Annotated in this window: 12 protein-coding genes and 1 pseudogene; 6 read left to right on the top strand and 7 right to left on the bottom strand. The window is 61.5% G+C overall.

Annotation, left to right across the window (positions count from 1 at the left end):
- Window positions 1–177 precede the first annotated feature (177 nt).
- Entirely contained in the window at window positions 178–1,020 is an 843-nt protein-coding gene (locus FJW08_RS16330) for a 3-keto-5-aminohexanoate cleavage protein (RefSeq protein WP_140811457.1), read from the bottom strand.
- Between the two features lie 89 nt (window positions 1,021–1,109).
- Between FJW08_RS16330 and FJW08_RS16325 the strand changes: the two genes are divergently transcribed.
- From FJW08_RS16325 to FJW08_RS16310, 4 genes are all read left to right on the top strand, one after another.
- Window positions 1,110–1,994 (top strand): MurR/RpiR family transcriptional regulator, encoded by an 885-nt coding sequence (locus tag FJW08_RS16325; protein ID WP_140760831.1) that lies wholly within the window; start codon window positions 1,110–1,112, stop codon window positions 1,992–1,994.
- Window positions 1,991–3,337: an aspartate aminotransferase family protein gene (locus tag FJW08_RS16320; protein WP_140811456.1), complete on the top strand. Its 1,347-nt coding sequence runs from the start codon at window positions 1,991–1,993 to the stop codon at window positions 3,335–3,337. The genes FJW08_RS16325 and FJW08_RS16320 overlap by 4 nt, the downstream gene beginning before the upstream one ends.
- A 48-nt stretch (window positions 3,338–3,385) precedes the next feature.
- Complete coding sequence (locus FJW08_RS16315) at window positions 3,386–4,354, top strand: TAXI family TRAP transporter solute-binding subunit (RefSeq protein ID WP_140811452.1); 969 nt, start codon at window positions 3,386–3,388, stop codon at window positions 4,352–4,354.
- A gap of 87 nt (window positions 4,355–4,441) precedes the next feature.
- Window positions 4,442–7,048: a TRAP transporter permease gene (locus FJW08_RS16310; RefSeq protein WP_140811451.1), complete on the top strand. Its 2,607-nt coding sequence runs from the start codon at window positions 4,442–4,444 to the stop codon at window positions 7,046–7,048.
- Here FJW08_RS16310 and FJW08_RS16305 read toward each other — a convergent pair.
- The 4 genes from FJW08_RS16305 to dctP all read right to left on the bottom strand — a co-directional run bounded on the left by FJW08_RS16305 (window position 7,045) and on the right by dctP (window position 11,118).
- Window positions 7,045–7,344 (bottom strand): hypothetical protein, encoded by a 300-nt coding sequence (locus FJW08_RS16305; RefSeq protein WP_140811450.1) that lies wholly within the window; start codon window positions 7,342–7,344, stop codon window positions 7,045–7,047. The two genes, FJW08_RS16310 and FJW08_RS16305, sit on opposite strands and share 4 nt — an antisense overlap.
- A 119-nt stretch (window positions 7,345–7,463) precedes the next feature.
- On the bottom strand, window positions 7,464–8,834 hold the full coding sequence (locus tag FJW08_RS16300; protein ID WP_140760820.1) for a TRAP transporter large permease subunit: 1,371 nt from the start codon (window positions 8,832–8,834) through the stop codon (window positions 7,464–7,466).
- Between the two features lie 3 nt (window positions 8,835–8,837).
- Window positions 8,838–9,941, bottom strand: a complete 1,104-nt coding sequence (locus FJW08_RS16295; RefSeq protein ID WP_140811449.1) for a TRAP transporter small permease subunit — start codon at window positions 9,939–9,941, stop codon at window positions 8,838–8,840.
- Window positions 9,942–9,999: 58 nt separating this feature from the next.
- Window positions 10,000–11,118, bottom strand: a complete 1,119-nt coding sequence (gene dctP, locus FJW08_RS16290; protein WP_140811448.1) for a TRAP transporter substrate-binding protein DctP — start codon at window positions 11,116–11,118, stop codon at window positions 10,000–10,002.
- Window positions 11,119–11,469: 351 nt separating this feature from the next.
- Between dctP and FJW08_RS16285 the strand changes: the two are divergent.
- Window positions 11,470–11,687, top strand: a pseudogene (locus tag FJW08_RS16285) (GntR family transcriptional regulator); the annotation flags it as partial.
- Window positions 11,688–11,762: 75 nt separating this feature from the next.
- Here the strand turns inward: FJW08_RS16285 and FJW08_RS16280 are convergent.
- Together FJW08_RS16280 and FJW08_RS16275 are read right to left on the bottom strand one after the other, a co-directional pair.
- The gene (locus FJW08_RS16280; protein ID WP_246682376.1) at window positions 11,763–12,329 is read right to left on the bottom strand and encodes an SH3 domain-containing protein; all 567 of its coding nucleotides are present in this window, start codon (window positions 12,327–12,329) and stop codon (window positions 11,763–11,765) included.
- A gap of 189 nt (window positions 12,330–12,518) precedes the next feature.
- Window positions 12,519–12,947: a hypothetical protein gene (locus FJW08_RS16275; RefSeq protein ID WP_140760813.1), complete on the bottom strand. Its 429-nt coding sequence runs from the start codon at window positions 12,945–12,947 to the stop codon at window positions 12,519–12,521.
- A 424-nt stretch (window positions 12,948–13,371) separates the two neighbouring features.
- Between FJW08_RS16275 and FJW08_RS16270 the strand changes: the two genes are divergently transcribed.
- Window positions 13,372–14,067, top strand: coding sequence for a GntR family transcriptional regulator (locus tag FJW08_RS16270; protein ID WP_140760811.1), 696 nt, complete (start codon window positions 13,372–13,374; stop codon window positions 14,065–14,067).
- The last annotated feature ends 82 nt before the right edge of the window (window positions 14,068–14,149 follow it).

The following is a 14,149-nucleotide window of genomic DNA, read 5'->3' as shown; positions in this document are numbered from 1 at the left end:
ATGTCACAGCATGACATATATGCATGAGAGCGGCGCCCGACAAGGTGTTCGAATTTCCAAGGCCGATTCTCTGTGTCGGAACATTGGCTACCCAGGATGGCCAGGCTGACATGGGTTCCATGGCTCCCCATACTCATGACGATCCTGCGACTTTGCGATGGACGATTGATCATCCATTCACCGGTGGCCCATGCCCCAGGCATGGCGCAATGAGGCGGGGGTCTGGATTGGCCGTCCAAAGCCTCGGAGCATACGCGCGACCGTATCGACCAGAGATGCGTTCGTGGGCGCCGTCGAACCGTCCGGCAGCAGAAGATTGTTCTCGAAGCCGACCCGGACATCTCCACCCAGCAGCGCCCCGGCGGACACGCAGGCAGCCTCGTCGCGGCCGAAGGCGCAGACCATGAAGGAACTGAAGGCCGGAATACCTGGCGAAAGAAACGGTAGCAGATCCGTGGGCGCCGATTGCTGCGATGTCGTGTAGCGGCCAAGGACGAAGAGCACGGGAACGTCATCCCAGGGGATCATGCCCCGCCGCTGTAGATCGCACAGGTACAGTGCCTCGCCGGGATCGTAGAGTATGATCTGCGGCAACACGCGTTCGCGCTTCAGCCAGTCGAGGAACGAGGCGAAAACCGGCTCGGCATCCCGGTCCGGGACAAGCTCGCGCAGTGCCAGCGAGACGGCCTCGGGCCTGGTCTCGCGCACCGCTTCCATCTGCCTGCCGGGCTGATAGACGCCAAGCGCCTCGCTGGTGATTTGCACCACCATTGCATTGCCAACCGTCTGTCGAATGGCAGCGGTGGCGGCGCGATAGACGTCGGAGTCGAGAATGTGCCGGCCATCCCGGTCGCGCACATGCAGGTGAATCATGGCCGCGCCGGCCTCGAGGCACTCGGCCGCCGTCCGCGCCAGTTCGGCCGGCGTCATCGGCAAGCCTGGATGGTCGGCCTTGCTGCGTCTGCCGCCATTCGGCGCGACGGCGATCGCGACGGGCCTGTCCGAGGATTGGGACTGCATGCGCATACCGGTGGCTGGACAATTGGATCACCAACATAACTTGTGAAACACTTGTTGCAAACAAAATCGATGCGCGGCAGACTGCCTCGATGGACCAGGGGCCTTTGGCGGAACGCATCGTCGCGGAGTTTGACGGCATGTCGGCGCAGCTGCAGACCGCGGCTCGCTACATGCTCGACCATCCGAGCGACGTGGCCTTGCTTTCCATGCGCGAGCAGGCGCGGCAGGCGGGGGTGCAGCCGGCCACCATGACGCGTCTGGCCCAGCATCTCGGCTTCGAAGGATATGATGTCGTGCGCGATTCCTACGCCGCGGCGGTGCGCAGCGGATATCCCGGCTTTGCAGGAAAAGCGGGGGTCCAGCTGCGCAGCCAGAAGCTCAAGGGCGACCGCGCTCAAGCCGCCGAGATGCTGGACTCGCTAGCCGCCCAGTTCGCCCAGCTTGCCAGGCCAGATAGGCTGGACCGCATCGTGGCTGCGGCGAGACGGCTCTCGGCCGCGCGCCGGATCTATTGCCTCGGCCTGCGCTCCAGCCATCCTGTCGCCTGGCATATCCACTATGTCCTGTCGCTCGTTGGCGAGAAATCGGTGCTGCTCGACGGCGTGGCCGGAACCGGTGCCGACGCGATTGGCCGCGCCACCAATGACGATGTGCTGCTCGTGGCGAGCGTGCTCCCCTACACCCGCCAGACGGTCGAGGTCGCCGAATATGCGGCCGGACGCGGTGTCTGCGTCGTCGCGATCACGGACAGCGAGGTGGCGCCGCTCGCCCAGATCGCGGCCGAGGTCATCCTCGTTCCAACGCAGACCCCATCCTTCCTCCACACCATGGCGCCGGCCTTCGCCGTAGCGGAAATCCTGGCAGCGGTCGTCGCCGGCCATGGCGGCGAGCAGGCGCTGGCGGAGATACGACGTACCGACGAACACCATGCGGCGCTCAATGTTCATCTGAAACCGCGGCTCGGCAAGAAATGACCCATCTTCTCCATCGCACCACCAAAGGTTCGCTTCCGATCGCCGTCGGCGGCAAAGGCATCCAGATATTCGACAGCGACGGCCGCTCCTACATCGATGCATCCGGCGGCGCGGCGGTGTCGTGTCTCGGCCACGGCCATCCCGACGTCATCGCCGCCTTGCATGAACAACTCGACCGCATCGCCTATGCCCACACCGGCTTCTTCAGTACGGAGGCGGCCGAACGTTTGGCCGACCGGCTGGTTGAAGACGCCCCGGCTGGGATCAGCCATGCCTATCTCTTGAGCGGCGGATCGGAAGCGGTGGAGGCGGCGCTGAAGATGGCGCGGCAATATTTTGTCGAGAAAGGCGAGCCGCGGCGGCGTCACGTCATCGCCCGCCGCCAGAGCTATCACGGCAACACTCTTGGCGCGCTCGCCACGGGCGGCAATGAATGGCGGCGGCGGCAATTTCAGCCGCTTCTCATCGAAACCCATCATATCGATCCATGTTTCGCCTATCGCCATCAACTGCCTGATGAAAGCGATGCCGACTACGCAGCGCGGGCAGCACAGGCCCTGGAGGACACGATACTCGAACTCGGCTCCGGCGAGGTCATCGCCTTCGTCGCCGAGACGGTGGTCGGCGCGACCGCCGGCGCCGTGCCGCCGGTGGCGGACTACCTGAAGCGCGTCCGCGCCATCTGCGACCGTTACGGCGTGCTGCTCATCCTCGACGAGGTAATGTGCGGCATGGGCCGCACCGGCACGCTTCACGCCTGCGAACAGGACGGTGTCGTTCCCGATCTCATGACCATCGCCAAGGGGCTAGGCGGCGGTTATCAGCCCGTCGGCGCCGTGCTGCTCGGCCAGCATATCTTCGACGCCTTCGCCAACGGCTCCGGCTTCTTCCAGCACGGCCACACCTATATGGGTCATCCGATGGCCGCGGCGGCCGGCCTTGCCGTCCAGGAGGTGATCCGTCGCGACCATCTGCTCGACAACGTCAAGGCGATGGGCATGCATCTGCAACGGCGCCTGGGCGAACGCTTCGGCAATCATCATCATGTCGGCGACATTCGCGGCCGTGGCCTGTTCCAGGCGATCGAACTGGTCGCCGACCGCGGTTCGAAGGAGCCTTTCGATCCGGCGCTGAAGCTCAACGTCCGCATCAAGCGCGAAGCCATGAACAACGGCCTGATGGTCTATCCCATGGGCGGCACGATCGACGGCGTCAGAGGCGACCATGTGCTGCTCGCGCCGCCGTTCATTTCCACCAGCCAGGACATCGATGCCATCGTCGAACGGCTCGGCGATGCCGTCGATGCAGCCTTGCGCGCTCCCGACTTGGCGGGACGCGCCTGACCAGAGCCCGGCGCAAGGCCGGACCAAACCACCAGAGAGGTAGTCGAAATGCGTAGTCTGCTGAAAACCCTGATAGCCGCGGGCGCGGCGGGGTGTCTGCTTGCCGCCACACCCTCGTTCGCCGAGCAGAAGTTCATCACCATAGGCACCGGCGGCGTGACCGGCGTCTATTATGCCGTTGGCGGCGCCATTTGCCGGCTCATGAACAAGGACAGGCAGAAGACCGGCATACGCTGCTCGACCGAATCGACCGGCGGTTCGGTTTTCAACGTCAATTCGATCAATACCGGCGACCTCGATTTCGGCCTTACCCAGTCCGACGTGCAGTTTCAGGCCTATAACGGCGTCGGCAATTTCGACGGCAAGGCGGTAAAGGATCTGCGCGCGGTCTTCTCGGTCCACCCCGAACCGTTCACCGTGCTGGCGCGGCCCGATGCGGGCGTGAAGACCTTCGAGGATTTCAAAGGCAAACGCTTTAATGTCGGCAATCCCGGTTCCGGCACGCGGTCCTCGATGGAAGAGCTGTTGAAGCAGATGGGCTGGACCCTGAAGGACTTTTCGCTAGCCGCCGAGCTCAAGGCCGATGAGCAGGGCAGTGCGCTTTGCGACAACAAGATCGACGGCTTCTTCTATGGCGTCGGACATCCGTCAGCCGCGATCCAGGATCCGACGACCGCCTGCGGCGCCAAGCTCGTTCCGCTGACCGGCCCCGCCGTCGACGCGCTGGTGAAGGCGCACCCCTATTATTCGGTCGCGACCATCCCCGGCGGCATGTACGCCAACAATCCCGATCCGACGACGACGTTCGGCGTGCGCGCCACCGTGGTGACGAGCGCCAAGACCCCGGACGACGTGGTCTACGAAATGGTCAAGGCGGTTTTCGAGAACTTTGACGACTTCAAGAAGCTGCATCCGGCTTTCGCCAATCTCGACCCCAAGGAGATGATCAAGGCCGGCCTCTCGGCGCCGCTGCATCCCGGCGCCGAGCGCTACTACAAGGAAAAAGGCTGGCTCTGAGCTTCAGCAGGGCCGGGCTGCCCGAGGGGCGGTCCGGCCACGGAGCCGAAAAGACCAAAATGAAAAAACAATTGGTCGAGGGGAACAATGACAGACCAGTTCCGCAAGGCAGGAGCACCTGAAGACGTCGATATCGACAGACTGAACGAGATTGTCGCGGAAGCGGATACGGGCGGCCGCAAGCCTACCGGTCTGGCCGCGCATCTGGTCCTGGCGGTCGCGCTGGCCTGGTCGCTGTTCCAGCTTTGGTACTCCTCGCCGATCCCCTTCATGCTCGGTTTCGGCGTCGTCAGCGACGGCATTGCGCGTTCCATTCATCTGGCCTTTGCGCTGTTCCTGGCGCTCGTCACCTTCCCCGCTTTCAAAAGCTCTTCACGCAGCCGCGTTCCATTGCCCGACTGGATCCTTGCCATAGCCGGCGCTGCGGCGGCGCTTTACCTCGTCGTCTTCTACGGCGAGATCGCCACCCGGCCCGGGCTCCCCACGACCGCGGATCTCGTCATCTCCATCATCGGCATCGTGATACTGATGGAAGCCGCCCGGCGAGCCGTCGGTCCCGCCATCACCGTCATCGCCGGGCTGATGCTGATCTACATTTTCGTCGGCCCCTATATGCCCGGCCTTCTGGCGCACAAAGGCGCGACGCTGTCGCGCGCCGCCTCGCAGATGTGGCTCACTTCCGAGGGCGTGTTCGGCGTCGCGCTCGGCGTCTCGACCAACGTCGTCTTCATGTTCGTGCTGTTTGGAACGCTGCTCGAGCGTGCCGGGGCAGGCGGCTATTTCATCCTGCTTGCCTTCTCCATCCTCGGCAAATATCGCGGCGGCCCCGCCAAGGCCGGGGTCGTCGCCTCAGGCCTGACAGGCATGATTTCCGGATCGTCGATCGCCAATGTCGTCACCACCGGCACCTTCACCATTCCCCTGATGAAGCGCGTCGGCTATACGCCGGTCAAAGCCGGCGCCATCGAATGCGCCGCCGGCGTCAACGGGCAGATCATGCCGCCCGTGATGGGGGCGGCCGCCTTCCTCATCGCCGAATATGTCGGCATTTCCTATGCCGAGGTGGTCAAGCACGCCTTCTTTCCCGCGCTGCTCACCTACGGCTCGCTCTTCTATATCGTCGACATCGAAGCGATGAAGATGGGCCTGAAGGGCCTGCCGTCGCGCAGCCGCCATCCCGCCTTGCAAGGGGCGCTGCGCTCGCTGATGGGCATCTGCGCCTTCGTCATCCTGGCCGGACTCGTCTATTACGGCATCGGCTGGACCAAGACCGTGTTCGGCAGCGCCGCGACCTGGATGATCGTCGCGGCGCTTGCCGTCGTCTATGTCGGTCTCGTCGCTTACAGGGCAAAGCATCCCGACCTGCCGCTCGACAGCCTCAAGGGCGATATCCTGGAAATTCCGCATTTCGGTGAGACGGCACGGACGGGCCTGCATTTCCTGCTGCCGGTGGTGCTCCTCATCTGGTGCCTGATGGTCGAGGAGCTTTCGCCCGGCCTTTCCGCCTTCTGGGGCTCCGCCGCCTTGATGGTATTGGTCGTCACACAGCGCCCGCTGACGGCGTTCTTTCGCAAGCAAGATCTCATGCCGCGTTGGCGCGAAGGTTTCGTCGATCTCATCGAGGGACTGTCGGCCGCGGCGCGCAACATGACCACGGTCGGCATCGCCACGGCGACGGCCGGCATCATCGTCGGCACGGTGCTCTTGACCGGTGTCGGGCTTGTGATGACCGAACTCGTCGAATTCATCTCGGCCGGCAGCTTCATCGTCATGCTGCTGTTCACCGCCCTCATCTGCATCATTCTGGGAATGGGCATGCCGACCACGGCCAGCTATGTCGTCGTCGCCACGCTGATGGCGCCGGTGATGGTCGACCTCGCCGCGCAGAACGACCTGGCCGTACCGCTGGTAGCCGTGCATCTCTTCGTCTTCTATTTCGGGCTGATGGCCGATGTGACGCCACCGGTCGGTCTGGCGGCGTATGCCGCGGCCGCGATTTCGGGCGCCGATCCGGTCAAGACCGGCTTTCAGGGATTCAAGTACGAAATCAGGACGGCACTGCTGCCTTTCATCTTCATCTTCAACAACGGCCTGCTGATGATCGACATCCAGGGGCCGCTGGATTTCATCATGGTCATCGCCACGTCGGCGCTGGCAATGGTGGCCTTCGTGGCGGCGACGCAGAACTGGTTCCTGGTTCGCAACCGGTGGTACGAGGCCATTGCGCTGTTGCTGATCTGCTTCACGCTGTTTCGGCCGGGCTATTGGCTCGATCTGGTTGATGAGCCCTTTGTTGCAAAACCCGTATCGCAATTGAACCAGACGATCGATGCCACGCCCGCCGGTCAAGCGGTTCGTGTCAAGCTGAAGACGGTCAACATCAACGGCGACGAGATCGAGAAACTGATCAGGCTCGATCTCGCCGAAGGCAAAAATGCGGCGGAGCGGCTGGAAAGCGCGGGATTGACCGTGAGTGCGCTCGGCGACACGATGACAGTCGGGATCGTGCGTCTCGGCAGCCAGGCGGCAAAATTCGGTCTGCAGCCCGGAGACGAAATCATCGGGGTCATGGTGCCGAGCAGCCGGCCGTCACGCTACTGGTTCGTGCTTCCGGCGCTCTTGCTGTTCGGGCTGGTTTTCTGGCTGCAGAGACGCCGGAGGGCGGATAGCCTGGCGGCTGCAGCAGCACCTTAAAGCACGTCGCGTTCGAGCGGATTCATGCGACGCGGTTCGGGCCTCTGCCTCACGCATGTCGCTGGCTTCTGTCCGTCATCGCCTTTCCTGGTCACGGGCCGGGCGATGCGGCTGACGGATCCGCGGCCGCGCCGGAATTGCAAGGCGCTGAGCCCGAATATTGCCCCGAGAGCGGCCCATAGGAAGGTGCTGAAGGTGAGCGGACTGGTAAGCCAGTCCAGCATGGACACCGCGTCGCCCGGCGCGGCGTAGGCGAGATAGCCAAGACTGGTCGACAGTGCAACGCCAGCACTCACAGCCAGTATGGTTTCAAAAATCGGTCTCGACACAGTGCCAAGGAACGCAAAAATATGGCGCCATTCAAGCGCAAACTATCAAATTCGATTGTTCCGCCGGCCTCGAATAGCCAAGCCAGTCAATTGCCGCCGTACATGACCTTCGGCAGCCAGACGACGATGGAGGGGAACACAATGCACAGGCCCACTCCGATCGCTTGCAGACACAAGAAGGGAACCGCGGATCTGAAGATCGTCGCCATTGAAATCTCCGGCGGCGCAACACTCTTCAGGTAAAACAGCGAATAGCCGAACGGCGGGCTCAGGAAAGCCATCTGCATGTTGACCATGAATATGACGCCGTACCAAAGCGGGACGTCTTCGGGAGCCACGCCGGCGAACCCAAACGCGCCGCCGAACTGAAGCGACTTGAGGATGGGCAGAAAGATCGGCACGGTCAGAAGGAGGATTCCCACCCAGTCCAGAAACATGCCGAGGACGAAAAGGATCGCCATCATCAGAATAAGAACGCCGTAGGGCGCCAGACCCGTTCCCAGAATGGACTCGGCCACGAAGTTCTGCCCGCCCTTCAAGATGAAAAAGCCGACGAACATGGTGGCGCCGAAAAATATCCACATGACCATCGCCGTCGCCTTCAGGGTCGATACGCTGGCGTCGCGGATCGTGCCCCAGGTCAGGCGCCGGTGTGCGGCGCAGACGATGAAGGCACCGAACGTACCGATGCCGGCGGCCTCGACAGGCGTGGCAATGCCCATGAAGATAACCCCGAGCACAAGCAGGATCAGCAGTATCGGCATGAACGTGCGGCGCAAAAGCTTGAGTTTTTCGGTGAAGGCGATGCGCTCGTTCGGCGGCAACGCGGGTCCGAGCTTCGGGTTGATGTAGCAGCGCGCCGTAACGTAAGCGACATACATTCCCGACAGCAGTAGCCCGGGAAACACCGACCCGATCAAAAGTTCGCCCAGCGACTGCTGCGCGACGACGGCGTAGACGATCGCCATGACGGAGGGTGGGATGAGAATGCCAAGCGTCCCGCCGGCGAGAAGTGAGCCGCAGGCGAGCTTGGCGTCGTAGTTTCGGCGCAACATCGCCGGCAGCGCTATCATGCCCATCGTCACTTCCGTCGCCCCGACCACGCCTACCATCGCGGCCAGCAGCGTGCAGGAGATCACAGTGGCCGAGGCGAGCCCGCCCTTCAGCCCGCCCAGCCATTTGTAGACGACGTCGAACAACTCCTCGATGATACCCGCCTTCTCGAGAATCGCGGCCATGAAGATGAAGAGCGGCACCGCCGAGAGCTGGTAATCCGTCATGAACGGGAAGACCCGGGAGGGCAGCATGTTCAGCATGGCCGAATTGCCGAACAGGAAGAGGAAAAGCACAGCAAGGCTGCCGGTGCAAAAGGCCATCGGCAGCCCGAGCAGCAGAAGTACGCCCAGGCCCCCGAACATCAATATGCTGAGCCACAGGATCGGAAGTTCGAGACCCATCGCTCAGCCGATCCTTCTGGTGGCAATGGCGATGTCGCGCATCAGCCGGGACAGACCCTGAAGCAACAGCAGCGCCGCCCCGATGGGGATGGCGAGCTTTACCGGCCAGTACTGGATACCCCATTCGGTGAAAGAACGCTCGCCAACCGCCATTGCGTCACTGGCAAAACGCCAGCCCGTGACGAGCATGGTGCCCGTGAACAGGAAAAAGAAGGCCGAGGTGATGATGTCGCAGATCGCACGGCCACGTTCCGAGAGATGGCTGTAGATGATGTCTACCCTGACATGGGTTTCGTCGCGATAGGCATAGGCTCCGGCCAGCATGTACTGGATGCCGAACATGAGAAACATGCTCTCGTGCACCCAGTTCGTCGGCGAGTTGAAAACGTAACGCGCCACGACCTCGTAGTAGTAGGCGATGACCGCGAGGACTGCCCAGTAGGCGACCAACTCGCCCGTCACCCTGACCAGCCAGTCAACGGGCCGGAAAACAGCGAGTGGCTGTTTGACGGGTGTGACGGGCACGTCGGTCACGAGAGGGTGGACGTCGGTAGGGGCCGGTTGCCCCTCACGTTCCCGGGCGCGGCGAACCAGGCCGGGCACTAGAAAGATGTCGCCCACGAGAACGATGCCGAGGAGAATTCCGGCAATTCGCGCGAGGTTGTTCGATCGGACGAGCCCGCCAATGGCGGCAGCGTTGTTGTCGCGGGCGCTCACCGCATCCGCGTCGGCCTTGGCGAGGCGATCGGCGGCGCCGGCCTTGCCGGATGCAACGTCCGCCTTGGCATGCGTCAAGACCCTTTCGGCATGCTCGGCCTGCGACCGCGCCAGCGACAATGCCTCGCGTCCGTCGCGCACCTGACCACTCGTCCAGAGCACGGCGACGAAGAACGGGATGAACAAGAACCCCCAGCGGCTCTTCAGGTAGAAACGATGCATGCCGAGAAATCCGGCGGTGATCAGAAAGAAATAGGCGAGGAACAGGTTGGCGCGGCCCGCGTCGCGTTGTGCCCGCTCGCGGTAGACAAAGAAGACCGCGGCAAGCGGGAAAAGCACGAGGCTCGACCAGTAAAGCCAGTGCGGCAGCACAAAAGTGAGTGAGGGCATAGGTGAACGCCTGTTGAAGGAGAGTGCGTCCGCCGTCACCGACGGACGCCAAGTGGCTTCACAGGTTGATCGACAACCCCTGATACATGTCCGGCGTGACGTAACCGACGGTCGGGTTTTCCATCACCTCAAGCTGCAGCTTGAAGATGCGCGCCGCGTCCTTGTCCTTGTTGGCCCACTCGAACCAGATCGGAACGGCGATTTCCTGGAACTTCTGCAAATCGTCGGGTCCAAGCCGATTGATTTCAATTCCCGCATCCAGGAATTTCTGCCAGGCCGCCATGTCGGCCTTCTGGATGGCTCCGAAATGGATATTGGAATAGACTTGGATTTCGTCTTCGACGAACTTCTTGAGATTGTCCGGGAGTTGGTTCCAGACATTCATGTTGACGGCAAAATCCATCAGGTCGACAGGCTGATACACCGACATCAATCCGGGCGGCCCCATGGAAATGTACTTGGTCACCTGCTGGAACCCGAGTGCCCAGTTCACCGCCGGGCCTGTGTAGTCGGCGGCATCGATCGTGCCTTTCTCCAGCGCGGAGAACACCTCGCCGCCCGGCAGCAGCGTTGTCTTGGCGCCGGCCTTCGCGAACGTCTCGGCAATCATGCCGCCCGGCACGCGCAGCTTGAGGTCCCTGAAATCCTCGATCGAACGGATCGGCGTCTTCGAATGGATGATGTTCGGGCCGTGATGAATGCGGTTGACGTAGTAAAGGCCCTGAGCGGCATAAAGGTCGCGCGCAGCCTGCAGGCCACCTTTTGAATAGAAAAAGATGTCCCACTCATGCGGGTAGCGCAGTCCCATCGTGTAGGACGAAAGAAAGGCGGTCGCCGGAAGCTTGCCGGCCCAGTATAGCGAGAACGAGTTCATCGCTTCCAGAACGCCGTTCTTCACGCCGTCGAAAAGCTCGAAATCGCCAACGATATCCTTGGCCTTGAAAGGCTGGAATGCGAGCTGGCCTCCCGTCTTGTCCCTGATGGTCCCGCACCAGTTCTGAAAGGTTTCGAGCCCGACGCCCGCCGGCCACGAGGTCTGGATTTTCCAGGTGATGGTATCCGCTGCTCCGGCCCTGCGAACCCAGGGAGCCGCAACCGCCGTCGCCGTGAGCCCGGCGACAAGTCCGCTCGACTTCAGAAAGCTTCGCCTTGATTTGGAATGCGTTTCTCCGTCCATTGTCTTTCCTCCCTATGCGGCAACGGACACATGGTGGACACGCCGCCGACCTCAAATGTTAGACAATAACACAAGACACCCTTAGCTGGCTGAGACCTGCCCCCTCGCAATCCTTTCCGGCCGAGTTGCAAGTGCCGTCAAAGATGCGGAAGAAACCCCACAGCCAGTAAGTAACATAGCGTGGCGCGAACATTTTCAACCTCCATGCGCTCAGCACAAGCTTCCGGCGGCATTTTTTGGCGCGGATCTTGCCGATTGTCCCGGTTCATAAATCTCTGCTAGGCGGCTGCGACCATGGTTCTGTTCGACATCGGTGCTGCGCTGCCGCTGCTGATCCTCGGCATGTTGTCGCGCGAAACCCTGTTGCGCTGGCTCCGCCGCGATGGGCCGGTCGTTGCCGAAGGGCAGCGGGGCTTCGAGGTCGCGCCGGTCTCGCCCGGGGATCTCAAGGAGATCGCGGCGCTGCGGCAATTGCTGGAATGCCATGCGATGGAATTGTCCTTCGCCGCTGGCGAATGGACTGGGAGGGCAGGGTCGTGTCGGCCCATCACAAGCTCCACCAGATGGAAATCAGGATGATCAGCACGTCGGGGTGATCGCTTGTTGGTTGGTTTGGACGACCCCGGTCGAATTGTGCCGCCCTTTTACAGCACCTCGCCGGGATAAACGCCCCACAAACCGATTTGCCTGACAAAGCCAGACATCGGGCCCAACTCCACCGCGCACCATTGCCCGTCGCAGCGCGTCAGTTCCACGCGAACGCGAGGTTGGAGCAAGGCAGTTATGGGGCTGTCAATTGTCGGCTTCTTGCACAGCGCAACGTCGTCCTTGGCCCAGGGCGCGACGATGCCGGTCCTGCGGCCTGAAAGCAGCGGTCCATAGATCCATCCGCTGGTTCCGTCCCAATCCCTTACCCTGCGCCAATTGCCATATTGCTGGTATATTTCCAGCGGGATGCCCGGCCGCGTAAAGACCCATTCAATGTCGTAGCCGACACCAGGCCCGACACGCAGATTGGCGGACGAAGCTTTCAGCGAGACAAAGCGGGGTAGAGGAAGAGCACCGGCCTCTGCTCGCAGTCCCGTCGTCGTCGCGGATGCTGCAAGCGATGCGGTCGCCAGAATGAAGCGGGCGAGCGCGACATACAAGTGATGTCTGATCTCCCCGCCGACCATTGGGAAACCGAAAGCAGCTCTCGATTTCATGCGCATTCACCATCGAATGTAGAAGGGGTCGATCATCACCGCCCGGCACCATCAGAAACCATGGAAGGGGGCCACCCGAGCCGTGCTTCCGGCTCTGGCGTGTTGGGAACGTCGCTGAAAGCGTCCTTGCGGCGCTTGAGCTTCTCTGACCGCCGCCCGGCAAACTCTCGCTGCCGGGCGAACTCTAGCGTTGGGCTATGAACCGTTCGTCTGATTCTGGGAAACGTCGTGAGCGGGTATCGCATCCATCGCAGCCAACTTGTCCGCGCACAGATCCGCGGCGCCGGGAGCATCCTTCTTCATGCCGGCCAGTTTGACCCACCCACCATCGCTGATGAAACCATCTCTTTGGTAAGAGGATGTTTCCTTTAGCTTGGCCAGATTCTGGCTCGCGTCGGACGCCGTGACGAACTTTTGGACACAAAGATTGGCGACCAGTTCCGCCCTCGCCTTGATGGCTGAGGTCTTCGCCATTTCCGCCGCTGTTCCTGCCAGGGTCCAACCGCCGGCGGTAAAACCGACGATCATCGTCAGCACCGCGGCGCCTACTACCGACCAGAACCAGATTGTCTTGGAAGGTTGGTAGTCGTCGAAGCGTTGCGACAGTGTTTGATTGTCCTCCATGGCTTTCTCCTTTCGATTATGACCTGAACGCAACCCGATCGTTCGGGCTGGTGAAACGTTGCCGCGGGAAGCGGCCAGCAGTTGGGGAACGGGGAAGGGGAACCGGTTCTGACGGGCGGAGCTTCCGGACGCGAGCAAAAATCCGTTGGCGCCGGTCTTCGAACGCTCGCACTAGACCCAGCATTTCAGCATAGCGACGTAGCGCTCGGGCACCTGGAGATCCTCCAAATGAGAAGGGCGGACGAAGTTCGCCTTGATGCTCCATATACCGAGGCCGATCGGAAACTATTCCAAGCCAGTCGCAATTTTGTGAATGGTAGGACGCCGACATGCTGGCTGTACGCCTGCATGGCCAGGCTGGCCAGGTGACCGGTTCAGCGGCATGATCTATGGTATTTCAGAAAATTTATGATATTTTTTTGCAATGCATGAAAACACGCAGAATTCGACAATATCTGAAACAACGTACCGGCAGATTCGCGCCGACATTATTTTCGGCCGACTCACACCCGGCGAAAAACTCAAGCTTGACAGGCTGAAAAACCTTTATGGCGCCAGCGTCTCTACCCTGCGCGAAATCCTAAACCGCTTGTCCTCCGACGGGCTGGTGACCGCCGAGGGGCAGCGTGGTTTCGAGGTCGCGCCAGTGTCACCTCAGGATCTGAAGGAAATCGCCGCCTTGAGGCAACTGCTCGAATGCTATGCGATGGAGTTGTCGTTCGCCTCCGGCGACATGGATTGGGAAGGCCGCGTGGTCGCGGCGCACCACAAGCTTCAGCAAATGGAAAGGCGCATGATTTCAGGCGACCACTCGATCGCCAAGGAATGGAAGCGCTATGACTGGGAGTTCCACCAGGCATTGATCTCTGCCTGCGGCTCCAAGGTGCTGATGGATACGCATGCCGCCGTATTCGATAAATATCTGCGGTATCAAATGGTTTCATTGACGTTTCGCGGTCAGATCGCCGCTGACGAGCATCGGCAGATGCTCGATGCGGCGTTGGCGCGCGACGCCATCACAGCCCAAATGGTGTTGCGCAAGCATGTCGAGGCAGGCGTCGAGCGCGGATTGCTGGCCAGCGCGCCCGAATTCCAGAAGAAGAAGGCCGGTTCGGCGTAACGCCCAGCTCAAGCGATATTGTGTCTGATAAAATGACAAATCTATGATGATTGCACTGTTCGTGGGTTGAAGCACCATTATG

Origin of the sequence: Mesorhizobium sp. B3-2-1, from assembly GCF_006439515.1 — a bacterium.
Classification (GTDB): Bacteria; Pseudomonadota; Alphaproteobacteria; order Rhizobiales; family Rhizobiaceae; genus Mesorhizobium.
This window is presented reverse-complemented; position numbering and strand designations above follow the sequence as displayed.